Below are 22,472 nucleotides of genomic sequence, written 5' to 3'. Positions count from 1 at the left end.
AAGAAGTCGCTGGGCGGCGCCGCGTCTCCGGGCAGCGGCCCGGCCGTCTAGCGACGTCCTGGCTGATCTGAAGGCTGATGCCGGCCGGGGAGCTGCTCCAGCTCTCCGGCCGGGCCCATCCCCGTGCGGGCCTGGCCATCGCCTCGCTCGCGAGCGCGTGACCACGCCTGCCCGTGAACGCGTGACCACCCTGCCCCGAGCGTATGACGACCTCGCCCGCCGGCACGTAGGCGTCTCGACAGGCGTCGGCCGGCGTCCATGGCGTCGGGCAGGCATCTGGTCGAGCACGCCCGGGCCGGTCCCGCACCAGCCGTCCCGCCACCCTTCTCTCATCGATTCACGTGATCACCGTCCATCAAACCGTGGTCTGACCCGACCCCCAAAAAGACCAAACCCTGGTCCGACGCGATCCACCCGCCCGCTCCGGCATCGTGATCGCCATGCTCAAACCCCTCGCCCTCACCCTCACCCTGCTCAGCACGCCCCTGGCGCCATGGCAGGCCGCGCCCACCACCACGACCGGCACCACGGCCCTGACCTGGCAGCCATGCCCCGGCGACACCGGCGCCGCCACCACCACGAAGCCCACCACCAGCAAGCCCACCGACTCGGGGCCCGCTGACACCACCGCCACCAAGACCACGACCACCGGCCTCGAATGCGCCGACCTCCAGGTCCCGGCCGACTGGCAGAAGCCCGAAGGCCGCAAGATCACCCTCAAGCTCGGCCGCCTGAAGGCCACAGGTGGCACCGCGAAGGGCTCGGTCCTGGTGTCGTACGGCGGCCCCGGCGCCCCCGGCATCGCGATGACGAGATCCCTCCAGAGCTGGTGGACCGACCTGCGCAAGAGCATGGACATCGTCACGTGGGACACCCGCGGCTACGGCGCCGACCAGTTCCAGGGCCTGAGCACGGGGTTGCCGTGCACGTGGACCCGCATCCCCCTCGCCGACGTCCCGCAGGACGACGCCGACCTCGGCCGCCTGTCCGACACCAACCGCGGCTACGCCGAGGCCTGCCGCCTGAAAGACCGCGAGCTGTTCGCCAACATGAGCTCGGCCGACCACGCCAGAGACATGGAGGCGATCAGAAAGGCGCTGGGCGACGACCAGCTCAACTACTACGGCGCCTCCTACGCGGGCTTCTACGGCCAGGCGTACGCCCGCCTCTTCCCGGCCCGCGTCCGCACGATGGTCCTCGACGGCACGTGGAACCACAGCGCCGCCGACTGGCAGCGCGAGCTGGAGGCCATGGCGGCCACGAACGAGCAGTCGATGCGCCGCTTCTTCACCTGGTGCACCCGCAACGACTGCGCGGAGGTACCCGCGCTGTGGCGAAAGCTGATCGCTCGCGCCGCGAGCAAGCCCATCCCCACCAAAACCCCGAACGTCGCCTACAAGACGGGTGACCTGCAGTCCTTCGCCCTGGGCCTGGCCCGCCAGGGCACTGCGGCCTGGCCCAAGCTGGCCACCGCGATCCGCAAGGCGAGCAAGGGCGACGCCTCCGACTTCGTCCCCGCCTCCGGCGCCCGCTACCCCGACCAGGCCACCCCGGTGACGGAATGCACCGACTGGCCCCGCTTCGCCGACCTCAGCCAGCTGACCGCCACGATCAAACGCCTGCGCAAGCTGGCCCCCAACGCCGGCGCCGCCAACACGTTCGCCACGAGCACCCTCAACTGCATCGGCTGGCCCGTCCCCGTCACCAACCCGCCCGCACCCCTCCCCACCGGCCTCCCGCCGCTGCTCGGCGCGGGCGCTTGGGGCGAGTCCGACGCCACCGAACGCATCCTCGCCCAGGTCCCCGGCAGCGTCACCATCCACCACGACGGCCCCGGCCACACCCTCTACGGCACGAACCCCTGCGCCCGCGACCACATCAACGCCTACTTCACCTCCCGCACCCTCCCGCCTTCGAAAACCCAGTGCTGACCCTCACCACCCCAGCCCGCCCCTCCGATCCACCCCTTGACGCAATGTTCGCTTTAGTCTAACTCTAGTATCCATCACTAGAGTTCAGCTCTAGCAACGGGAGTCTCCTCCCCTCATGGAAGGACTGCGTCATGCCCACCATCGCCAACACCCAGCAAGCAGAGGCGTGGAACGGTTGGGAAGGCCGGCTCTGGGCCGACAACCCGGACTACTACAACGGCATGCTCGACGGCTTCAACGACGCCCTCTTCACTGCCGCCGCCATCCAGGCGGACGACAAGGTGCTGGACGTCGGCTGCGGCACCGGCCGTACGACGTTGCTGGCGGCCGGCAGAGCGTCCCGGGGCACCGCCCTCGGCATCGACCTGTCGGCCCCCATGCTGGCCCGCGCCCGCGCCGACGCCGCCGCTCAAGGAGTGACCAACGCCGTCTTCGAGCAGGGAGACGCCCAGGTCCACCCCTTCGGCGACGGCACGTACGACGTGGCGATCAGCCGTGGCGGCGTGATGTTCTTCGCCGACCTCGTCGCCGGCTTCACCAACATCGCCCGCGCCCTGCGCCCGGGCGGCCGCCTGGCCATCATCACCTCGGTCCCCGGCTCCCCGGACGGCGACTACGCCCGCGCGACCGCCGCCCTCCGCGAGCACATGCGCCGCCCCTCCCCCGCCTCGATGGGCATGATGTCCATGACCGACCCCGACCGCATCCACCAGGTCCTGACCGACGCCGGCTTCACCGACATCGACATGACCATCGTCGAAGCCATGGAAAACCTCGGCCGCACCGCCGAGGAGGCCGCCACCCACATCTGCGCCATGGGCCCGGTCCAGTTCAACCTCTCCACCCTCGACGAACCCACCATCGCGACCATCCGCAAGGCAGTCGCTGAGGGTCTGCGCCCGTACGAAACCCCGACCGGCGTCCAGCTACGCGGAAAGGTCCGCCTGACCACCGCCACCCGCCCCTGACCCATGACACCCCAACGGCGGCGGCGACGGGCAACCTCCCGCCCCCGCCGCCACCCGGCACACCCCACCCCGGAGCATCACCGCCTTACCCCTGACACAACACCGGCCTCACCCACCGCGGCGCGCGCTCCCAAGGAAACCTGCCGAATGGCCTCCTCTTTAGGCCACACCGAGGCCCATCCATGGAGACGCCATGCCCGCCACCACCCCATCCAGGCCCTCACCCAGGCAGGCCAAGCCCTCGAGAGCCCCTCCCCCCGCCTTCCCGCCGCACCTTCCCCGCCCCCGCATCCCTGTACGGGATCCTCGTCCCTGTACGGGATCCTCGTCCCTGTACGGGATCCTCGTCCCAGGGGTCGCGTCCTTGCCCTCGTGTCCTTGGCCCCGCGGGTCGCGTCCTCGCGCTCGCGCCCTTGCCCCCGCTGGTCGCGTCCGCGTCCTCGCGTTCCTGCCCCTGCGTCTTCGCGTTCGTGCCTCCGCGTCTTCACCACCGCGTCCTGCACCGTGTCCCTGCCCCCTCATCCTTGCCCCCTCATGCCTGCCCCCGTATCCCTGCTGGGGAAGGCGTACGGCGCTCGCGGTCAGGAGAGGCGAGAGCGACGGCCAGGTTGGAGAGCGGAGGAAGCTGACGGCGAGGGCCAGGGAGGCGGCCGCGTCACTCACGATCACGAAAGGGCGAGACCGATGGCCAGCGCGGCGAGAAGGGAGCCCATGGTGAGGCGCTGGAGGCGGAGCCAGGAGGGGCGAGCGGCCAGGAAGCCGGCGATACCACCCGCCGCCACGACGATCGAGAGGTTGACCAGGAGGGCGACCGCCACTTGGACGCAGCCGAGGATGATGCCCTGGAGGAGGACGTTGCCCCGCTCGAGGTCGACGAACTGGGGGATGATCGAGATGTAGAGGAGCGCGATCTTCGGGTTGAGCAGGTTGGTCATCAGACCCATCAGGAACAGCTTGCGCGGGGAGTCGGGAGGTATCTCGCGCGCGGCGAAGACCGACGCACCACCCGGCTTGAGCGTCTTCCAGGCCAGCCACAGCAGGTACAGGGCCCCGCCGATGCGGATGGCGGTCAGCAACTCGGGGAACGCGGCGAACAGCACGGCGAGCCCGAGGTTGGCGCCGACGAGGTAGACGAGGAAGCCCGCCGCCACCCCCGCCAGGGAAATGATCCCGGCGCGCCTGCCTTGGCTGGTGCTGCGGGAGACCAGGTACATCATGTTGGGCCCCGGGGAGAGCACCATGCCGAGGGCTACGAACACCACGCCCAGCACCGCACTTGGTTCGACCATGCAGCAGAAGCTATCCAGGAGAGAATCTCGGTGCAATAGCTGCAATTGTACTCATAGCAATGTCATGCTTGGATCCCAACGTATGGAGGACTATCGCCGAATCGCCGACTCCATCGCCGACGACATCGCATCGGGCCGGCTGCGGCCAGGCGACCGCCTGCCGCCCCAACGGGTCTTCGCCCGGCAGCACGCCATCGCCGACTCTACCGCCGCCCGCGTCTACAGGGAGTTGGCCGGCCGGGGCCTGACGGTCGGCGAGGTAGGCCGGGGCACGTTCGTACGAGCCTCCGCCCCACGGCCCGGCCCCGCGCTCGTCGAGCCCACGGGCAGCAGAATCGACCTCGAACTCAACTACCCGGTGGTCCCCGAGCAGGCAACGCTACTGGCCGACGGCATCAGCCCGCTGCTGCGCGCCGACGTACTGGAGTCATCCATGCAGCCGATCGGCGCGGCGGGCACACCGGTAGCGCGCCGCATCATCGCCACCCTGCTCGCCCGCAGCGAGTGGCACCACGAGGAACACGCGAAGCGGTACAGCGAGGGGCATGGGGAGCGGCCCGGTCCCGAACGAGGCAACGAGCGCTGGGCCAGGCGCGGAGACGAGCCCACCGACCGGCTTGAGAACGAACACGGCGAGGAACGGGGCTACAGGCGGGCAGGTGAGCATGGGGAGTTGCGCAGGGGCGGGTGGGGCGAAGAGCTTGGTGAGCGGCGAGACGAAGGGCATGAGGGCGGGGGCGGGGGGTGGTGGCCGGAGCCTGAGCGGGTGCTGTTCGCGGGTAACGGTCGGCAGGCCATTGCGGCGGCCCTTGCCACGTTGGTTCCGCCCGGGGGGCGGCTCGGGGTGGAGGAGCTGACCTACCCCGTGCTCAAGGGGCTGGCGGCGCGGGTCGGGGTGACGCTGGTGCCGTTGCGGATGGACGAGGCGGGGCTGGTGCCCTCGGCGGTCGAGGCTGCCGTGCGGAAGGCGCCGCTCAAGGCCGTGTACGTCCAGCCGACCCTGCACAACCCGCTGTCGATCAGCATGCCCGTGGAGCGCCGGACCGAGCTGGCGGGCGTGCTCGCACGCCTGGACGTGCCCGCGATCGAGGACTCCATCTGGTCGTTCCTGCGCGACGACCTGCCGCCCCTGGCCGCCTTCGCGCCAGAGCGGACGATACTCGTCGACAGCCTGTCCAAGCGGCTCGCGCCCGGCCTGTCGCTGGGGTTCGCCGTCGTGCCCGGCCCCGTCGTCGCGCGCATGGCGGCGGCGCTGCGGTCGGGCGGGTGGACGCCGATGCGGTTCGCGCTGGAGGCGGCCACCCGGTGGCTGACCGACGACACGGCGCGGGCGGTGGCGCGGGCCAAGCAGCGGGACGCGGCCATGCGCCAGGAGATCGCCGCCCGTTGCCTCGACGGTTTCGCCGTCCGCAGCGATCCGCGTTCCTACTACTGCTGGTGGGAGTTGCCGCCGCCGTGGCGGGCCGACACGTTCGTGGCCGCCGCCGCCCGGTATGGGATCGCCGTCACGCCCGCCGCGGCGTTCGCCGTCGGTCAGGGGCACGGCAGCGCGCCGAACGCCGTCCGCCTCGGCCTGGCCTCCCCTCCTCTGGACGTTCTGTCCCGGGCGCTGACCACTCTCGCCAACCTCGCCCGCTCAACCCCGGAAGACCTGGTCGCAGAGTGAGCGGGTGAGTGGGGTAGGCCGGTGAGTGAGCGAGGTCAGCGGGTGAGCAAGGCGGGCGGGTGAGCAAGGCCGGGCGAACGGTCAGGGGGGCGGGGGTGGTGGAGTGGGGGTGCCGTGCCAGCTGCGCCACAGTGCCGCGTACGAGCCCCCTTCGGCCACCAGTTCCTCGTGCGAGCCCAGCTCGCTGATCCGCCCGTTCTCGACCACAGCCACCCGGTCGGCGTCGTGGGCCGTGTGGAGGCGGTGGGCGATGGCGATGACGGTGCGGCCCTCCAGGACGGCGGCGAGGGAGCGTTCCAGGTGGCGGGCGGCGCGGGGGTCGATGAGGGAGGTGGCTTCGTCGAGGACGAGGGTGTGCGGGTCGGCGAGGACGAGGCGGGCGAGGGCGAGCTGCTGGGCCTGCGCGGGCGGCACGACGAGCCCGCCGGAGCCGACTTCGGTGTCGAGGCCGGACGGCAGCCCGCGCACCCACTCCAGCGCGTCCACCGCCTCCAGGGCCTGGAGGACGGCGGTGTCGGTGGCGTCGGGGCGGGCGATGAGGAGGTTGTCGCGCAGGGTGCCCTTGAAGACGTGGTGTTCCTGGGTGACGAGGGCGACGTGGCCGCGCAGCTCGTCGAGGGGCAGGTTGACCAGTGGCACGCCGCCGACGGTGACGGAGCCGGTGCGGGGGCCGTGGATGCCGGCCAGGAGCCGGCCGAGCGTGGACTTGCCGGCGCCGGAGGGGCCGACCATGGCGAGGCGTTCGCCGGGCTGGACGGTGAGTGACACGTCGTGCAGCACGTCGTGGCCTTCGCGGTAGGCGTAGCGGACTCCGGCGGCCTCCAGCAGCTCGCCCGCGGGCCGGTCGGTGGTGACCTCGCGGTCGTCGGAGACGTTGGCGACGCCGAGGAGGCGCGCCATGGAGGCGCCGCCGACCTGCAGCTCGTCCACCCACATGAGGAACCGGTCGAGCGGGTCGATGAGCTGCTGCGCGTACAGGACGGCGGCGACGACCTGCGCCAGTGTCACCCATGACTCGATGTAGAACAGGCCGCCGACCAGCAGGGCGGCCACGACGGGAATGACGTAGCCGAGCTCGACGGCGGGGTACCAGGTGGTGCGCAGGCGCAGCGTGTAGCGTTCGGCCGCGTAGGAGCGGGCGATGTCGCCGTCGGTGCGGGCCCGGCGCCGCTCGCGCAGGCCCAGCGCCTCGACGGCCCTGGCGCCTTCGACGGTTTCGGCGAGCCCTTCGGTGACGTCGGCGTAGGCGGCGTTCTCGCGCAGGTAGCCGTCGCGGGCGCGGCGGAGGTACCAGCGGGTGGCGATCCACAGCACCGGCCCGGCGAGCAGCATGGGCAGCATGAGCAGGGGGCTGACCAGCAGCAGCGCGCCGATGGTGATCACAAAGGTGACCATGGCGATCAGCGTCTCGGGCACGGCGTGCCGCACGGTGCGCGACAGGGAGTCGACGTCGCGGGAGGTGCGGGTGATGAGGTCGCCGGAGCCGGCGCGTTCGACGGTGGACAGGGGCAGGCCGAGCACCTGGCCGACGAACTCCTCGCGCAGCTCGGCCAGCACCTTCTCGCCGAGCCTGGCGGAGGCCAGCACCGCGTACCGGACGAGCAGGCCCTGGAGGAGCAGGAAGGCGGCGATGGCGGCGGACACGACGGCGACGTTGACGCCGGCGCCGTGCTGGAGCCGCTCGACCAGCCCGCCGAGCTGCCACGGGACGAGCAGGCCCGCGACGGCGGCCAGGCCGTGCAGGGTGAGGGCGAGCGCGAGGGGGCGCGGGTACTTGAGGGTGAGCCGCCTGGCGTAGGCGCGCACCTGGCGCCGATCGGCGATCGGCAGGATCTCCCGAGCCATCAGTCCTCCCGAACTGGAGAAGGGGCCGGACGGGTCATCAGTCCTCCCCGCGGGTCACGGTCGCGGCGTAGGCGGGGGTGCCGTCGAGGAGCTGGCGGTGGGTCCCCTCGGCCAGGACGCGGCCGTTCTCGACGTAGATCACGTGCTCGGCCCGGTCGAGCACGAGCGGGCTGGTGGTGCAGACCAGCGTGGTACGCCCGGAGCGGGCCTTGGCCAGGCGCTCGGCGATGCGGGCTTCGGTGTGGGCGTCGACGGCGCTGGTGGGCTCGACCAGGATGAGCACTTCGGGGTCGGTGAGCAGCGCCCTGGCCAGCCGCAGCCGCTGCTGCTGCCCGCCGGAGAACTCGCGCCCCGCCTCGGCCACCTGCGCGTCGAGCCCGTCGGGCAGGGCTTCGACGATGTCGGTGGCGCAGGCGGCGTCGAGGGCTTCGCGGATCTGCGCGTCGGTGGCGGCGCCGCGCACGTCGAGCTCGTCGCGCAGGCGGCCGTTGAACAGGCGGGCGTCGTTGTCGGCGACGAGGATGCGGGAGCGGACCTGATCCAGCGGCAGCGTGCGCAGCTCCGCGGGGCCGAAGGTGACGTCGCCTTCGGCGTAGCGGCCGAGCCGGTCGGCGATGGCGGTGGCGTCGCCGGGGACGCTGGTGGCGACGGCGGTGAGGGTGCCGGGTTGGAGCGTGACACCGCTGTAGGAGTCGCGCAGCACGCCGCCTTCGCTGGTGCCGGTGCCGCCGGTGATGTCGGGGTCGATGGACAGGATCCTGATCACCCGGCCGGCGGCGACGTGGCCCTTGGTGAGCTTGTCGGCGGCTTCGGTGAGGGTGCGCATGGGGCCGATGAGGAACACGGCGTACAGGTAGAAGGCGACGAGCTGGCCGGTGGGGATGTCGCCGGCGACGGCGAAGGAGGCGCCGATGCCGGTGACGATGGCGATGAGCAGGCCGGGCAGCACGATCTGGGCGCCTTCGAGCACCGATTCGACGCGGGCGACGCGGACGCCGGCGTGGCGTACGCGCTGGGACTCGTCGCGGTAGCGGGCGGCGAAGACCTGCTCGCCGCCGATGCCGCGCAGCACGCGCAGGCCGGCGACGATGTCGGCGGCGCGGGTGGACAGCTCGCCGGACAGCTCCCGCTGCCGGCGCTGCCGGTCGTGCAGGGGACGCAGGAGCGGCCCGACGGCGACGGCCATGAGCGGCACGCCGAACAGGACGAGCAGCCCGAGCGGCAGCGAGGTGGAGATGAGGATCACGGTGACGGCGACGATGGCCACGATGGAGCCGACGCCGCGCAGCAGGATGTCCATGGAGCTGCCGATGTGGGCGATGTCGGAGTTGCCGACGCTGACGACCTCGCCGGTGGACAGCCGTTTCGGCAGGGTGGCGCCGAGGCGGGCGGCCTGCCTGGAGGTGAGCTGAACGGTGCGGTAGGCGGCGGCCAGCCAGTTGAAGACGGCCATGCGGTGCCGCATGATGCCGGTGAACGCCTGCAGCAGCCCGAGCGCGAGCAGGGCCGCCGACCACGTGAGCAGCGAGCCGGTGTTCTTGGCGGTGACGGCCTCGATGCCCTTCCCGAGCACGGCCGGCATGAGGGCCTGCACCAGCCACCACAGGGTGGCGTAGGCGATGCCCGCGAGCAGGGGCACGGCCTGACGCCGCGCGTTCCACCACAAATAGCGCAGCGGGCTGCGGAGGTCGGGCACGCCGGGATCGGCTTCAGGAAGGGAGCGCATAGCCTGACAACCTTGACAGCCACCCCCGCACCCGGCAAACCATTTTCGTCACCGCGCGAACGCCCGCAGGGTGTGGACCAGGGCCACCGCCGCCGTGACGGCCAGCAGGACGTAGCCGACGGTGTACGCACCCGTGGCGGCGTACACGACGCCCATGACGAGCGGCGGGAAGTAGCCGCCGAGCCCTCCGGCGGCGCCGACGAGCCCGGTCACGGTCCCGACCCTGGACGCCTCCACGACCTGGGCCACCAACGCGAACACGCCGCCGGTGCCCAGCCCGAGGAAGAACGCCATGAGCACGAAGCTGAGCCCGGCGGGCACCTCGGCGGGCGGTTTCAGCGCCAGCACGAGCGCCATCACCGCGGTCCCGGCGAACGAGACGGCCAGCACCTTGACGGGCCCGATCCGGTCGGCGACGGTCCCGCCGAGCGGCCTGGACAGCACGGCCGCGATCGAGAACCCGGCGGTGCGCAGCCCGGCGTCGGTCTGGGCGAAGTGGTAGACGCTCTGCAGCAGGGTCGGCAGGTAGGTGGAGAACGCCACGAACCCGCCGAAGGCGACCGCGTACAGGAACGCGCACTGCCAGGTGGCCCTGATCTTCAGCGCCTCCCGCATGCGGGGCAGCGCGGAGCCGGTGGCGGGCGACCAGCGGGGCGAGTCGCGGCTGCCGCCCAGCATGACGACGCCCATCAGCGCGAGCACGGCCGCGATGAGCAGGTGCGCCCCGTCCCGGCCGAGCTCCTCGACGAGGCGCGGGGTGAAGAACGCCGACAGCGCCGTGCCGCCCATGCCCGCCCCGAACACGCCGGTGGCGAACCCGCGGCGCTCGGGGTCGTACCAGGCGTTGACGAACGGGATGCCGATGGCGAACGACGTGCCGGGGATGCCGAGCAGGAACCCCCAGAACAGCAGCCAGCCGTACGAGCCGGACCAGCCGACGAACAGGACCGGCACGATCGAGACGAAGCAGATGATCGCGAACATGCGCCGCCCGCCGAGCCGGTCGGCCAGCACGCCGATCGGGATCCGGCCGAGCGAGCCGACCAGCACGGGGATCGCGACCAGCAGCGAGGTCTGCGTCGGCGACAGGTGCAGCATCCTGCTGTAGCTCCCGGACAGGGGCCCGATGAGGTTCCACGCCCAGAACGTCACCGCGAACGCCGCGGTGGCCAGAGCCAAGTTCCGCACCTGACCTTTACGAAGCTCAGACATACACCCTGTGTAACAGAGGGTCACCATCTGTGATGAAGTGGGGGTATGACCGCCGAGGAGATCCTGCTGAAGACCGGCCGCTTCCTGCGCCGGTCCACCACCAGCGGTGACCTGCGCACCCTCTTCCTGAAGGGCGGCACCGAGGGCGACGCCTTCTACCGCGACCGGTGGAGCCACGACAAGGTGGTCAGGTCCACGCACGGCGTGAACTGCACGGGCTCGTGCTCGTGGAAGGTGTACGTCAAGGACGGCATCATCACGTGGGAGACGCAGGAGACCGACTATCCGAGCGTCGGCCCCGACCGGCCGGAGTACGAGCCGCGCGGCTGCCCGCGCGGCGCCGCCTTCTCCTGGTACACCTACTCGCCGACCCGGGTCAGGTATCCGTACGCGAGGGGCGTCCTGGTCGAGATGTACGCCGAGGCGAAGCAGCGCCTGGGTGATCCGGTGGCCGCCTGGGCCGATGTCACGACAAATCCGGAGAAGCGGGAAAAATACCAGCAAGCCAGGGGAAGGGGCGGGCTCGTCCGGGTCTCCTGGGAGCTGGCGACCGAGATGATCGCCGCCGCCCACGTCCACACCATCAAGACCTACGGCCCCGACCGGGTCGCCGGCTTCTCCCCCATCCCCGCCATGTCGATGGTCTCCCACGCCACCGGCGCCCGCTTCGTGTCGCTGATCGGCGGCGCGATGCTCTCCTTCTACGACTGGTACGCCGACCTGCCGGTGGCCTCCCCCCAGGTGTTCGGCGACCAGACCGACGTGCCGGAGTCGGCGGACTGGTGGGACGCGGCGTACCTGATGATGTGGGGCTCGAACGTGCCGGTCACGCGCACCCCCGACGCCCACTGGATGGCCGAGGCGCGTTACCGGGGCCAGAAGGTCGTGGTGGTCTCGCCGGACTACAACGACGCGGCGAAGTTCGCCGACGAGTTCCTGTCGGTGCGGCCGGGCACCGACGGGGCGCTGGCCATGGCGATGGGGCACGTGATCCTGCGCGAGTTCTTCGCCGAGCGCGAGACGCCGTACTTCACGGACTACGTCAAGCGGTTCACGGACCTGCCGTTCCTCGTCACGCTGGAGCGGCGCGGCGAGGCGTACGTGCCGGGCAGGTTCCTGACCGCGCAGGACCTCGGCTCGCAGGAGGAGGCGGCCGGGTGGAAGACGGTGCTGCTGTCGGAGGCCGGCGAGCCTGTGGTGCCGAACGGCTCGGCCGGGTTCCGCTGGACGGACTCCGGGGTGGGCCGCTGGAACCTCAACCTGGACACGTCCCCGAAGCTCACCCTGCGCGGCGGCGAGGAGGCGCGGGTCCTGCTGCCCCGCTTCGACGGCGGCGGGTCCGTGGCCAGGAGCGTCCCGACCCGCCAGGTGGCCGGCCGCACGGTCACCACCGTCTACGACCTGCTGCTGGCCCAGTACGGCGTGGGCAGCGCCTACGACGACCCCGCCGAGCCGTGCACGCCCGCCTGGCAGGAGCCGATCACGGGCGTCCCGGCCGACAGGGTCGTCAAGATCGCCAGGGAGTTCGCCAGGACGGCGGAGGAGACCCGGGGCCGCTGCATGATCATCATGGGTGCGGGCACCACCCAGTGGTTCCACGGCGACACGATCTACCGCGCGTTCCTGTCACTGCTGCTCCTGACGGGCTGCCAGGGCCGCAACGGCGGCGGCTGGGCGCACTACGTGGGCCAGGAGAAGTGCCGCCCGCTGGCCGGCTGGCAGCTCATGGCGGGCGCCCTCGACTGGGCCAGGCCGCCCCGGCAGGTACCGGGCACCGTGTTCTGGTACCTGCACACCGACCAGTGGCGCTACGACCACTTCGACGCCGCGGAGCTGGCCAGCCCGCTGGCCAGGGGCGACTTCCGCGGCCGGCACCCGGCGGACCTGGTGGCGGAGTCGGTGCGCAACGGCTGGATGCCGATGGCCCCGGCCTTCGACCGCAACCCGCTCGACCTGGGCGACGCGGAGGATCCGGTCGCCCACACGCGGGCCGAGCTGGCGGCGGGCCGGCTCAGGCTCGCCGCGGACGACCCGGACGACCCGCGCAACTGGCCCCGCGTCCTCACCCTCTGGCGCTCGAACCTCCTGGGCTCCTCCGCCAAGGGCAACGAGTACTTCCTGCACCACCTCCTCGGCGCGCAGTCGAACCTGGAGAGCCCCGACCCCGCCGCCCCGAAGGGCAAGCTCGACCTGCTGGTCACCCTCGACTTCAGGATGACCAGCTCCACGGTCTTCTCCGACGTCGTGCTGCCCGCCGCCACCTGGTACGAGAAGTACGACCTCAACTCCACCGACATGCACCCGTTCGTGCACGCCTTCAACCCGGCCATCAACCCGCCCTGGGAGACGAGGACGGACTTCGCCGCCTTCCACGCCATCGCCCGCACGTTCAGCGACCTCGCGAAGAACCATCTCGGCGTCCGCAGGGACGTCGTGGCGGTGGCGCACCAGCACGACACGCCCACCGAGCTGGGCGGCCGCACCGGCTTCGGCCTCAAGGTGGTGGAGCGCGACTACGGCGCCACGGCCGAGAAACTGGCCGCGCTCGGGCCCTTGACGGAGAAGCTGGGCATCCCGGTCAAGGGCGTGACGTTCCTGCCCGACGAGGAGGTCACCTGGCTGGGCCAGCGCTGCGGCCTGGTGCCGCGCGGCGTCGCCAAGGGCAGGCCGGAGCTGGACACCGCGGCCAAGGCGTGCGAGACGATCCTCGCCCTGTCGGGCGTGAGCAACGGCAGGCTGGCCGCGCAGGGCTTCCGCCAGCTCGCCGAGCGGACAGGCGCGAGCTTCGACGGCATCGCCCACGAGGACCACCGCATCGTCTTCGGCGACACGCAGGCCAGGCCGGTGCACGTCGCGGCCAGCCCCGAGTGGTCGGGCAAGGAGTCGCACCACCGCCGCTACTCGCCGTTCACGATCAACGTCGAGCACGGCAAGCCCTGGCACACGCTGACCGGCCGCATGCACTTCTTCCTCGACCACGACTGGATGCGCGAGTACGGCGAGGCGCTGCCGATCTACCGCCCACCGCTGGACCTGGCCGCGTTGTACGGCGAGAGCGGCACCCTGCGTTACCTCACCCCGCACAGCAAGTGGTCGATCCACTCGGAGTATCAGGACAACCTGCTGATGCTCTCGCTCTCGCGCGGCGGCCCCACGATCTGGATCTCCGTCGAGGACGCCACCGACCTCGGCATCGCCGACAACGACTGGGTGGAGGCGGTCAACCGCAACGGCGTCGTGGTCGCCCGGGCCATCGTCTCCCACCGCATGCCGAAGGGCACCGTGTACATGTACCACGCCCAGGACCGCCTGATCGACGTGCCGAAGTCGGAGGCGACGGGCCGCCGCGGCGGCATCCACAACGCCCTGACCAGGGTGCTCATCAAGCCCACGCACCTGATCGGGGGCCACGCCCAGCTCTCGTACGGCTTCAACTACCTCGGCCCCACCGGCAACCAGCGCGACGAGATCACCGCCATCCGGCGCCGGTCACAGGAGGTGCGGTACTGATGCGACCGATGGCCCAGATCGCCATGGTGATGAACCTGGACAAGTGCATCGGCTGCCACACCTGCTCGGTCACCTGCAAGCAGACGTGGACGAACCGGCCGGGAGTCGAGTACGTCTGGTTCAACAACGTCGAGACCCGCCCCGGCCAGGGCTACCCCCGGCGCTACGAGGACCAGGAGCGCTGGCGCGGCGGCTGGAAGCTGACCCGCACGGGGCTCAAGCCGCGCGCGGGCGGCCGGCTGCGCAAGCTGCTGACCATCTTCGCCAACCCGCTCATGCCCTCCATCCAGGACTACTACGAGCCCTGGACCTACGACTACGAGAACCTGACCGACGCTCCCCTGTCCGATGACGTGCCCGTCGCGCCGCCCAGGTCGCTGATCAGCGGCGAGCCGGTGAAGATCGGCTGGAGCGCCAACTGGGACGACAACCTCGGCGGCGACCCGAGCCCCGACCCGGTGCTGCGCAAGGTGTCGGACCAGGTCACGCAGGCGTTCGAGCAGGCGTACATGTTCTACCTGCCGCGCATCTGTGAGCACTGCCTCAACCCGTCGTGCGTGGCCTCCTGCCCGTCCGGCGCCCTCTACAAGCGGGCCGAGGACGGCATCGTGCTCGTGGACCAGGACCGGTGCAGGGGCTGGCGCATGTGCGTGACCGGCTGCCCGTACAAGAAGGTGTACTTCAACCACAAGACCGGCAAGGCCGAGAAGTGCACGTTCTGCTACCCGCGGGTGGAGGTGGGCCTGCCGACGGTCTGCTCCGAGACGTGCGTGGGCCGCCTGCGCTACCTGGGCGTGCTGCTGTACGACGCCGACCGGGTCACGGAGGCGGCCTCCGTGCCGGACGAGCACGACCTGTACGAGGCGCAGCTCGACCTGTTCATCGACCCGCACAGCCCGGAGGCCGAGTCGGCCGGGCTGCCGGCCGACTGGCTGGAGGCGGCCCGCAGGTCGCCCGTCTACGACCTGATCAAGCGGCATCGGGTGGCGCTCCCCCTGCATCCGGAGTACCGCACGCTGCCGATGGTCTGGTACGTGCCGCCGCTCTCCCCCGTCGTGGACGCCCTGTCCACCACCGGGCACGACGGCGAGGACGCGGGCAACCTGTTCGCCGCCATCGAGTCGCTGCGCATCCCCGTCGGCTACCTGGCCGAGCTGTTCACGGCCGGGGACCCGGCGCCGGTGACGTTCGCGTTGCGCCGGCTGGCGGAGATGCGGTCGTACATGCGGGCCGTCAACCTCGGCGAGCGGCCGCCGGAGGACCCGGAGCTGGACGCCCTGTACCGGCTGCTCGCCCTGGCCAGGTACGAGGACCGCTACGTGATCCCGACGGCGTACGGCAACGTGCCCGGCGTCGTCGAGGAGGGCGGCTGCAGCCTCGACTACGACGGCGGGCCCGGCATGCAGCAGCCGTTCGGCGAGGCGTCGGGGCGGCCGGTGCCGGTCGCGATCGAGAGCTTCCACGGCCTCAAGGAGCGGCAGACGAGCGGCGAGGTCACCCACGACCGGGTGAACCTGCTCAACTGGGACGGCCGCGGCACCCCGGCCGGCCTCTTCCCGCCCAAACGGAGGCACCCATGACCCACGCGAGGAGGCGGCGGGCGCCGCGTCGGAGGCGCCCATGACCAGGCCCGCCACCCTGCCGGTGATCTGGCAGGCCGCCGCCCACCTGCTCGCCTACCCCGACGAACGTTTCTGGCGCCGCCTCCCCCTGATCAGGCAGGCCGCCGAGCCGCACTTCACGACGTTCCTCACGCTGGCCGAAAGCATGGGCGCGGGCGAGCTGGCCGCGCACTACGTGGACACGTTCGACCTGCACCGGCGCTGCTGCCTCTATCTGACCTACTACACCGACGGCGACACCCGCCGCCGCGGCGAGTCGCTGGCCGCGCTCAAGCAGCGCTACCGGGCGGCCGGCTGGGAGCTGATGGACGACGAGTTGCCCGACTTCCTGCCGGTCATGCTGGAGTTCGCCGCGTGCGACCCCTCGGGTGCCGCGTTGCTGGAGGAGCACCGGGCCGGGCTGGAGCTGCTGCGGATCGCCCTGTACGAGCGCGAATCGCCGTACCGGCACGTGATCGGCACGGTGTGCGCCGCGCTGCCGCCGATCACCGCCGCCGACGCGGCGAAGGCGGCCCGCCTGGCCGCCGGGGGGCCGCCGGCCGAGAGCGTGGGCGGGTACCGGTGAGCTGGGCGGAGAGCATGTTGTGGGTCGTCGCGCCCTACGTCACGCTGGTGATCTTCGCAGGCGGGCTGATCTGGCGTTACCGCTACGACAAGTTCGGCTGGACGACCCGCTCCTCGCAGCTCTACGAGAGCCCGCTGCTGCGCGTGGCCAGCCCGCTGTTCCACTACGGGCTGCTGTTCGTGATCGTCGGCCACGTGACCGGCCTGCTCATCCCCCTGTCGTGGACGGACGCGATCGGCCTGTCGAACGAGGCGTACCACGCCAACGCCCTCATCTGGGGCGGCCTGGCGGGGGTGGCGACGCTGGTGGCGCTGGTCCTGCTGGTCTACCGCCGCCGCACGAACGGGCCGGTGTTCCTGGCGACGACGGTCAACGACAAGGTGATGTACGTGGTGCTCGCGGCCTCGATCGTGGCCGGCGTGGTGACGACGGTGGCGGGGTTCGTGCCCAGCGAGGTGAGCTACCGGACGACGGTCGCGCCCTGGTTCCGGAGCGTCTTCCTGCTGCGTCCGGACGCGGAGGCGATGGGGCACGCGAGCGGTCTTTACAAGGTGCACACGCTGATCGGGATGGCGCTGTTCGTACTTTTCCCGTTCAGCCGCTTGGTGCACGCGCTTTCCGCCCCGTTGGGGTATTTGTTCCGTCCTTACATCGTGTATCGGAGCCGCGCGGATGGCGTGCCGCGGCGCCCGGCAGGGGTGCGGATGCGACAGAATCGTCCCTTGTGAAGCACGGGTACACCAACAGCACCTTCGGCGACGGCGCCCTGGTCGTGAAGTGCTACGAGGGGCCCGAAGCGGCGTTCAGGCTCAGCACGGAGAGCAGATACCTGCGGCGCCTGCGCGGCCGCCTGCCGGTCCCCCGGGTCCACCAGGTCACCTCCACGAGCCTGACCACCCGCTTCGTCGACGGCTCCCACGGCCAGGACCTCCTCGACGAGGGCCGGGCGGTGGAGGTGTTCACCGAGTGCGGGCGCATGCTGGCCCGCATCCACCGGCTCGGCATCGTGCACGGCGACTACGGCCCCCAGAACATGCTGTTCCACCCCGACACGTTCGAGACCACCGCGATCCTCGACTGGGAGTGGGCCCACCCGGGGCGGCCGGTGGAGGATCTGGCCTGGGTGGAGTGGATCGTGCGCAGCCACCACCCCGAGCACGTGGCGCTGCTGCCGCACTTCTTCACCGCCTACGGCGAGGCCGTCCCGTCCTGGGCCGACCGCCACGCGGCGATGATCGAGCGCTGCCGCGGTCTGCTCGACTTCTGCGCCCGCTGGGAGCCCGGCGGGGGCGGCGAGAAGCTGTGGCGCGAACGCCTCGACACCACGTCCGCCTGGACGGAGTGAGCGCCCCGTCCGGGGGTCAGCCCTTGGCGTACTCGGTGCCGAGGACGCCCAGCAGGGCCAGGGCCTCGGCCGCGGGCGAGCCCGGCGGCGCGCTGTAGAGCACGAGATGCTGGTCGCTGTCGGTCAGCTCCAGCGCGTCGCAGGCGACGGTGATCTCGCCGACGACCGGATGCCTGAACGTCTTCGTCAGCGTCGGCGCGGCCTGGACGTCGTGCCGCTCCCACAGCCGGGCGAAGTCGGGGCTGCCGGCGCGCAGATCGTCCACGAGCCCGGTGATCGCCGGGTCCGACGGGTAGCGGGCGACGACCGAGCGCAGCTTCGTGACGACGTGGTGCCGGAACTCGGCGACGTCGGAGACGCCGTACAGCACCCTGCCGCCGTCCGGCGGGGGGAGGAAGGCGCGGCGGGCGAGGTTGCGCTCCTCGGGGGTGAGCTCGGCGAAGTCCTCCATGAGGGCCGCCGCGAGCGGGTTCCACGCCAGCACCTCGAACCCGGCCGACATCACGATGGCCGCCGTCTGCGGCAGCCGCTCCAGGAGCGCGAGGATGCTCGGCCGCACGTCGCGCCGGTGCAGCCCGGTGCGGCTCGGCGCGGTGCCCGCGAGGACGTGCAGGTGGTCGGACTCGGCGTCGGTGAGCCGCAGCGCGGCGGCGATCCCGGCCAGCACCTCGGCCGACGGCCGCGGCGCCCGGCCCTGCTCCAGCCGCACGTAGTACTCCGTCGAGATGTGCGCGAGCACCGCCACCTCTTCGCGGCGCAGCCCCGGCGTGCGGCGGCGCGGGCCCGTGGGCAGCCCGACGTCCTGCGGCATGAGCCGCTCCCTGCGGCTGCGGAGGAACGCCCCGAGCTCCTGCTTGTCCATACCCCCAGTCTGCACGCCGCGCGGCGGCGCATCCTGGTACAGCTTGTGCCTGCATCCGCCCCGGCGACCCCCGTGATGCTGGCGGCATGACGAACACCACTCAGCTCGCACCCATCGGCCTGCTCACCGGCAAGGTCGTCTTCATCACCGGCGCCAGCCGCGGCATCGGCGAGGCCGCGGCCCGGCTCTTCGCCGCCGAGGGCGCCGCCGTCGTGCTCGCCTCCCGCTCCACCGACGCGCTCCAGCGCATCGTCACCGACATCCGCGCCGCCGGCGGCACCGCCGACGCCGTCGCCCTCGACCTCGCCGACGGGGCGAGCATCCGCGAGGCCGTCGGCCACGTCGAGAAGCTGCACGGGCGGCTCGACGGCGCCTTCAACAACGGCGCGGCCATCCAGCGGCCCGGCCCGCTCGACACCACCAGCGAGGAGGACATCGACCGGCAGTTCGCGGTCAACTTCCGCGCCCACTGGACCGCCATGAACGCCGAGGCCGCGCTCATGCGGCGCAGCGGCGGCGGCGCCATCGTGAACACGTCGAGCATCGGCAGCCGCCGCGCGAACGTCGCCCTGCCCGCGTACGGCGCCATGAAGCGCGCGCTCAACAGCATCACCGAGACCGCCGCGGTGAGCTGGGCCCGCGACGGCATCCGGGTGAACGGCATCACCCCCGGCGGCACCGACACGCGGATGATCGAGGAGTGGGAGGCGGCGACGCCCGGCGTGCTCGCCCGCATCGAGACCGCCATCCCCCTGGGCCGGATGGCCGAGCCGCGCGAGGTCGCGGAGGTGGCGGCGTGGCTGCTCAGCGACCGCGCCTCGATGGTGACCGGCGCGATCGTCCCCGTGGACGGCGGCGCCGGCGCCTGACGGCCTCCCCTCAGGCCCCGTCGGCGGCACGGGTCAGGCGGGTGGCCAGCCGGCGCAGGTGGTCGACCAGCTCGGCCGGCTCGTGCACCTCGAACTCGCAGCCCAGCGCCGCCAGCCGGAACGCCAGCCAGTCGAGGGTGTCGGCGTGCATGCGCAGGCGGCACGCGCCCCCGCCGAGCGGGGTGACCTCCCCCAGCGCCTTGAGCGGCTCCGTCACCGGGGCGCGCACCGTGACGACGGCCTCGTACGTGGGCGCCGACGAGTACAGCTTCTCCGCCACGTAGGCGGCGGCGTCCCCGGCCGGCGGCTCGCGCGGCGTGATCCTCGCCCCCGTGGGGTGCAACTCGTCGATCCGGTCGATGCGGAAGATCCGCCAGTCGTCCCGGTCGAGGTCGTGGCCCAGCAGGTACCAGCGCCGCCCGGCCGCCACCAGCCGGTGCGGGTCGACCAGCCGCCGGCCCGTGGTGCCGTCGTTCGTCCGGTACGCGAACCGCACCCGCTCCTTGCCCGCCACGGCCACCGCCAGCGCCGTGAGCCGCCCCGGATCGACCTGCGGCCCGTCGAGCGCGGGCATCGGCACGGTGGCACCGCCCAGCGACCTGACCCGGTGGCGCAGCCGGGCGGGCAGGACCTGCTCCAGCTTGGCCAGCGCCCGCACCGACGCCTCCTCGATGCCCTGCACCGGATGCCGGGCGGCGGTGGACAGGCCGACGGTGATGGCCACCGCCTCCTCGTCGTCGAGCAGCAGCGGCGGCATGGCCGCGCCCGCGACCAGCCGGTACCCGCCCGCCGCCCCCATGGTGGCCTCGACCGGGTAGCCGAGGTCGCGCAGCCGCTCGACGTCGCGCCTGATGGTGCGGCGGGTGACGCCCAGCCGCTGCGCCAGCTCGCTGCCCGGCCACTCGCGCGGCGTCTGGAGCAGCGACAGCAGGGCCAGGAGGCGGGATTCGCTCATGGATTCCAGAATGCCCGACAAGTGGGACAGATCTCGTCCTACATGCCGCCTAACGTCGGTGACACACCGACCGCTGCTGGAGGACACCATGTCGATCCCCGAGGGATACACCACCGTCACGCCGTGGATCATCAACGCCGACACGGCCGGCGTCATCCGCTACCTCGAAGCCGCGTTCGACGCCGTCGAGCTCGGCCGCGTCACCGACGACGAGGGCCGCATCGGGCACGCCGAGGTGCGGATCGGAGACGCGATCGTGATGCTCTTCGACGCGGCGCCCGGCTGGCCCGCCACCCCGGCGTTCCTGCGCCTGTACGTCCCCGACGCCGACGCCACCCACCGCCGCGCCGTCGAGGCGGGCGGCACCTCGATCACCGAGGTCACGCACCTGTACTGGGGCGACCGGGTGGGCCGGGTCCGCGACCCGTTCGGCAACCTGTGGTGGATCCAGGCCCGCGTCGAGGATGTCTCGGAGGAGGAGCTGGGCCGCCGCATGAACGACCCGGAGTTCGTCAAGGCCATGGAGTACGTGCAGAGCGCCCGCATCTTCTGAAGCCGCGCTGCCGCCCGTTGACGCGTTCTGTCGGTGGCCTTTGCTTGGCTGGGGGCATGACTGACGACGTGATGATCCTCGTTCTCGGTGCCACCGGCTCCACCGGCCGCCGCGTCGCGGAGCAGCTGCGCGCCGCCGGCCATGCCGTGCGGGGCGCTTCCAGGAGCGGCCAGGTCACCTTCGACTGGTCCGACCCCGCCACGTGGGAGCCGGCCGTCTCCGGCGCGTCGGCTCTCTACCTGATGGCGCCCGACGGCGTGGGCGTCGATCCCGAGTTCGTGGCGCTGGCCGTCAAGCGCGGCGTCGAGCGCGTCGTGCTGCTGTCGAGCGGCGCCATCGAGGCCATGGGCGACGAGCGCCTGCTCGCGGCCGAGCGCACGGTGCGCGAGAGCGGGGCCGCGTGGACGATCCTGCGGCCGAGCTGGTTCAACCAGAACTTCGACGAGGGCTTCTTCCGGCCGGCGATCATGGCGGGTGAGGTGCTGATCCCGCTGGGCGACGTGCGGCAGGCGTTCGTCGACGCCGACGACATCGCCGCCGTCGCCGTCACGGCCCTCACCGAAGACGGGCACGCCGGCCGCACCTACGAGATCACGGGGCCGGGCTCGCTGGCGTTCGGCGAGGCCGTCGAGATCATCGGCCGGGCGATCGGCCGCGAGGTGCGTTACCTGGGCGGCGACGAAGACTACATCGCGGCCAACGGGTTCTCCGGCGAGTCGATCCACGCGGCCAAGGCGTTCGGCGCCCTGCGCGCGCTCGGCGACCAGCCGATCTCCGACACGGTGAGCGACGTGACCGGCCGCGCCCCGAAGTCGTTCGAGACCTTCGCCGCGCAGGCCGCCGCCGCCGGCGCCTGGCGCTGACTCCTCAGCTCACGTGGCGTGCAGGTGCCTGATCAGGGTCACCGCGTCGTCCAGCAGGCTCACCTCGTACGAGGTGAGGCCGCGGTCGGCGGCGCGGCGGGCCCTGGCGGCGTCGAGCGGGGCACCCGGGTCCAGGTGCTCGCCCAGCTCCCCGACCAGCGCGGCGACGATGTCCCGCGCCACCTGGGCCCACGCGTTCCGCCCGTCCACGGCCACCTGCGCGACGATCAGCGCCGACAGCGCGCGGTCCAGCTCGGGCCGGCCCTCCCGGGCGTTGCACCAGTCGATCACGACGGGCCCGTCCGGCGTCAGCATCACGTTGTCCGGATGCAGGTCGAGGTGCACGATCCGATCGCGGGGGTCGCGCGACACCCGGGCCGGGATCTCGTGCAGCCGCAGGAGCAGCCCGGTCAGGATCCGGCCCGCCTCCTCGGCCCCGGCCTGCCCGCTCAGCAGAGCGTGCAGCAGCGTCGGCCCGGACAACCGGCCCATCACCAGGTCGGTGGCGCTGCTCTCGCCCGGGTAGACCACCGGCACCGGATATCCGTGCGCGGCCACGTACGCCATGATCTCCAGCTCGCGCCTGGCGTCGATGTCGACCCGGTAGCGGCGCAGCACCCGCCCGTCGCCCATCGCGTACACGTCGGCGCTGCGCCCCGCGCCGACCAGCTCCCCGATCTCCATGCCACTC

General features: G+C 72.0%; 18 protein-coding genes. 11 read left to right on the top strand and 7 right to left on the bottom strand.

Translation table 11 applies throughout. The features are described 5' to 3' along the window. Positions 1-440: 440 nt before the first annotated feature. Positions 441-1,931: an alpha/beta fold hydrolase gene (locus tag HCN51_RS10410; RefSeq protein ID WP_168009085.1), complete on the top strand. Its 1,491-nt coding sequence runs from the start codon at positions 441-443 to the stop codon at positions 1,929-1,931. Positions 1,932-2,062: 131 nt separating this feature from the next. Beyond that, positions 2,063-2,899 carry a class I SAM-dependent methyltransferase gene (locus HCN51_RS10405; protein WP_168009084.1) on the top strand — a complete coding sequence of 279 codons (837 nt, stop codon included), beginning with the start codon at positions 2,063-2,065 and terminating at the stop codon, positions 2,897-2,899. Between the two features lie 665 nt (positions 2,900-3,564). On the opposite strand, the gene HCN51_RS10400 is transcribed toward HCN51_RS10405, so the two are convergent. Beyond that, positions 3,565-4,188 carry a LysE family translocator gene (locus HCN51_RS10400; RefSeq protein ID WP_168009082.1) on the bottom strand — a complete coding sequence of 208 codons (624 nt, stop codon included), beginning with the start codon at positions 4,186-4,188 and terminating at the stop codon, positions 3,565-3,567. Between the two features lie 82 nt (positions 4,189-4,270). Between HCN51_RS10400 and HCN51_RS59285 the strand changes: the two genes are divergently transcribed. Next, a complete protein-coding gene (locus HCN51_RS59285) occupies positions 4,271-5,854 on the top strand; it encodes an aminotransferase-like domain-containing protein (protein ID WP_240972647.1) in 1,584 nt (527 codons plus the stop codon). Between the two features lie 81 nt (positions 5,855-5,935). Here HCN51_RS59285 and HCN51_RS10385 read toward each other — a convergent pair whose 3' ends face one another. From HCN51_RS10385 to HCN51_RS10375, 3 genes are read right to left on the bottom strand one after another with little or no spacing between them, the layout of a single operon-like run. Continuing rightward, positions 5,936-7,699 carry an ABC transporter ATP-binding protein gene (locus HCN51_RS10385; protein WP_168009080.1) on the bottom strand — a complete coding sequence of 588 codons (1,764 nt, stop codon included), beginning with the start codon at positions 7,697-7,699 and terminating at the stop codon, positions 5,936-5,938. Between the two features lie 37 nt (positions 7,700-7,736). Continuing rightward, complete coding sequence (locus tag HCN51_RS10380) at positions 7,737-9,425, bottom strand: ABC transporter ATP-binding protein (RefSeq protein WP_168009078.1); 1,689 nt, start codon at positions 9,423-9,425, stop codon at positions 7,737-7,739. A gap of 48 nt (positions 9,426-9,473) precedes the next feature. After that, positions 9,474-10,637, bottom strand: a complete 1,164-nt coding sequence (locus HCN51_RS10375; protein ID WP_168009076.1) for an MFS transporter — start codon at positions 10,635-10,637, stop codon at positions 9,474-9,476. A 45-nt stretch (positions 10,638-10,682) separates the two neighbouring features. Here HCN51_RS10375 and HCN51_RS10370 point away from each other — a divergent pair, with 45 nt between their 5' ends. Genes HCN51_RS10370 through HCN51_RS10350 form a run of 5 tightly spaced genes read left to right on the top strand, consistent with a single transcriptional unit; the run spans position 10,683 to position 17,679 of the window. Beyond that, a complete protein-coding gene (locus HCN51_RS10370) occupies positions 10,683-14,147 on the top strand; it encodes a nitrate reductase subunit alpha (protein WP_168009074.1) in 3,465 nt (1,154 codons plus the stop codon). Then, positions 14,147-15,727 (top strand): nitrate reductase subunit beta, encoded by a 1,581-nt coding sequence (gene narH, locus HCN51_RS10365; protein ID WP_168009072.1) that lies wholly within the window; start codon positions 14,147-14,149, stop codon positions 15,725-15,727. Before HCN51_RS10370 ends, narH begins: the two co-directional genes overlap by 1 nt. A gap of 40 nt (positions 15,728-15,767) precedes the next feature. Further along, complete coding sequence (gene narJ, locus HCN51_RS10360; RefSeq protein WP_168009070.1) at positions 15,768-16,334, top strand: nitrate reductase molybdenum cofactor assembly chaperone; 567 nt, start codon at positions 15,768-15,770, stop codon at positions 16,332-16,334. Then, complete coding sequence (gene narI, locus HCN51_RS10355) at positions 16,331-17,062, top strand: respiratory nitrate reductase subunit gamma (RefSeq protein WP_168009068.1); 732 nt, start codon at positions 16,331-16,333, stop codon at positions 17,060-17,062. Before narJ ends, narI begins: the two co-directional genes overlap by 4 nt. Further along, positions 17,059-17,679 carry a phosphotransferase gene (locus HCN51_RS10350; RefSeq protein ID WP_168009066.1) on the top strand — a complete coding sequence of 207 codons (621 nt, stop codon included), beginning with the start codon at positions 17,059-17,061 and terminating at the stop codon, positions 17,677-17,679. Before narI ends, HCN51_RS10350 begins: the two co-directional genes overlap by 4 nt. A 16-nt stretch (positions 17,680-17,695) precedes the next feature. On the opposite strand, the gene HCN51_RS10345 is transcribed toward HCN51_RS10350, so the two are convergent. Further along, complete coding sequence (locus HCN51_RS10345; protein WP_168009064.1) at positions 17,696-18,541, bottom strand: helix-turn-helix transcriptional regulator; 846 nt, start codon at positions 18,539-18,541, stop codon at positions 17,696-17,698. A gap of 86 nt (positions 18,542-18,627) precedes the next feature. On the opposite strand from HCN51_RS10345, the gene HCN51_RS10340 reads away from it, so the two are divergent. Next, positions 18,628-19,410: an SDR family NAD(P)-dependent oxidoreductase gene (locus HCN51_RS10340; protein WP_168009062.1), complete on the top strand. Its 783-nt coding sequence runs from the start codon at positions 18,628-18,630 to the stop codon at positions 19,408-19,410. A 10-nt stretch (positions 19,411-19,420) separates the two neighbouring features. Here the strand turns inward: HCN51_RS10340 and HCN51_RS10335 are convergent, their stop codons facing one another. Beyond that, entirely contained in the window at positions 19,421-20,365 is a 945-nt protein-coding gene (locus tag HCN51_RS10335) for a helix-turn-helix transcriptional regulator (RefSeq protein WP_168009060.1), read from the bottom strand. Positions 20,366-20,423: 58 nt separating this feature from the next. Here HCN51_RS10335 and HCN51_RS61230 point away from each other — a divergent pair, with 58 nt between their 5' ends. After that, positions 20,424-20,918 (top strand): VOC family protein, encoded by a 495-nt coding sequence (locus HCN51_RS61230; protein ID WP_206066787.1) that lies wholly within the window; start codon positions 20,424-20,426, stop codon positions 20,916-20,918. 56 nt (positions 20,919-20,974) lie between these two features. Then, the gene (locus tag HCN51_RS10325) at positions 20,975-21,781 is read left to right on the top strand and encodes an SDR family oxidoreductase (protein ID WP_168009058.1); all 807 of its coding nucleotides are present in this window, start codon (positions 20,975-20,977) and stop codon (positions 21,779-21,781) included. 9 nt (positions 21,782-21,790) lie between these two features. Here the strand turns inward: HCN51_RS10325 and HCN51_RS10320 are convergent, their stop codons facing one another. Further along, the gene (locus HCN51_RS10320) at positions 21,791-22,465 is read right to left on the bottom strand and encodes a phosphotransferase (RefSeq protein WP_168009056.1); all 675 of its coding nucleotides are present in this window, start codon (positions 22,463-22,465) and stop codon (positions 21,791-21,793) included. Positions 22,466-22,472: the final 7 nt, after the last annotated feature.

This window comes from Nonomuraea composti, from assembly GCF_012034275.1.
Lineage (GTDB): Bacteria > Actinomycetota > Actinomycetes > Streptosporangiales > Streptosporangiaceae > Nonomuraea > Nonomuraea composti.
This window is presented reverse-complemented; position numbering and strand designations above follow the sequence as displayed.

Coding starts and splice junctions, on each gene's coding strand:
- HCN51_RS10320 (WP_168009056.1), bottom strand. CDS start 22,465: ATGGAGATCGGGGAGCTGGTCGGCGCGGGGCGCAGCGCCGACGTGTAC.
- HCN51_RS10325 (WP_168009058.1), top strand. CDS start 20,975: ATGACTGACGACGTGATGATCCTCGTTCTCGGTGCCACCGGCTCCACC.
- HCN51_RS59285 (WP_240972647.1), top strand. CDS start 4,271: ATGGAGGACTATCGCCGAATCGCCGACTCCATCGCCGACGACATCGCA.
- HCN51_RS10385 (WP_168009080.1), bottom strand. CDS start 7,699: ATGGCTCGGGAGATCCTGCCGATCGCCGATCGGCGCCAGGTGCGCGCC.
- HCN51_RS10340 (WP_168009062.1), top strand. CDS start 18,628: ATGACGAACACCACTCAGCTCGCACCCATCGGCCTGCTCACCGGCAAG.
- HCN51_RS10400 (WP_168009082.1), bottom strand. CDS start 4,188: ATGGTCGAACCAAGTGCGGTGCTGGGCGTGGTGTTCGTAGCCCTCGGC.
- narJ (WP_168009070.1), top strand. CDS start 15,768: ATGACCAGGCCCGCCACCCTGCCGGTGATCTGGCAGGCCGCCGCCCAC.
- HCN51_RS10410 (WP_168009085.1), top strand. CDS start 441: ATGCTCAAACCCCTCGCCCTCACCCTCACCCTGCTCAGCACGCCCCTG.
- HCN51_RS10375 (WP_168009076.1), bottom strand. CDS start 10,637: ATGTCTGAGCTTCGTAAAGGTCAGGTGCGGAACTTGGCTCTGGCCACC.
- HCN51_RS10405 (WP_168009084.1), top strand. CDS start 2,063: ATGCCCACCATCGCCAACACCCAGCAAGCAGAGGCGTGGAACGGTTGG.
- HCN51_RS10335 (WP_168009060.1), bottom strand. CDS start 20,365: ATGAGCGAATCCCGCCTCCTGGCCCTGCTGTCGCTGCTCCAGACGCCG.
- HCN51_RS10345 (WP_168009064.1), bottom strand. CDS start 18,541: ATGGACAAGCAGGAGCTCGGGGCGTTCCTCCGCAGCCGCAGGGAGCGG.
- HCN51_RS10380 (WP_168009078.1), bottom strand. CDS start 9,425: ATGCGCTCCCTTCCTGAAGCCGATCCCGGCGTGCCCGACCTCCGCAGC.
- HCN51_RS10370 (WP_168009074.1), top strand. CDS start 10,683: ATGACCGCCGAGGAGATCCTGCTGAAGACCGGCCGCTTCCTGCGCCGG.
- narH (WP_168009072.1), top strand. CDS start 14,147: ATGCGACCGATGGCCCAGATCGCCATGGTGATGAACCTGGACAAGTGC.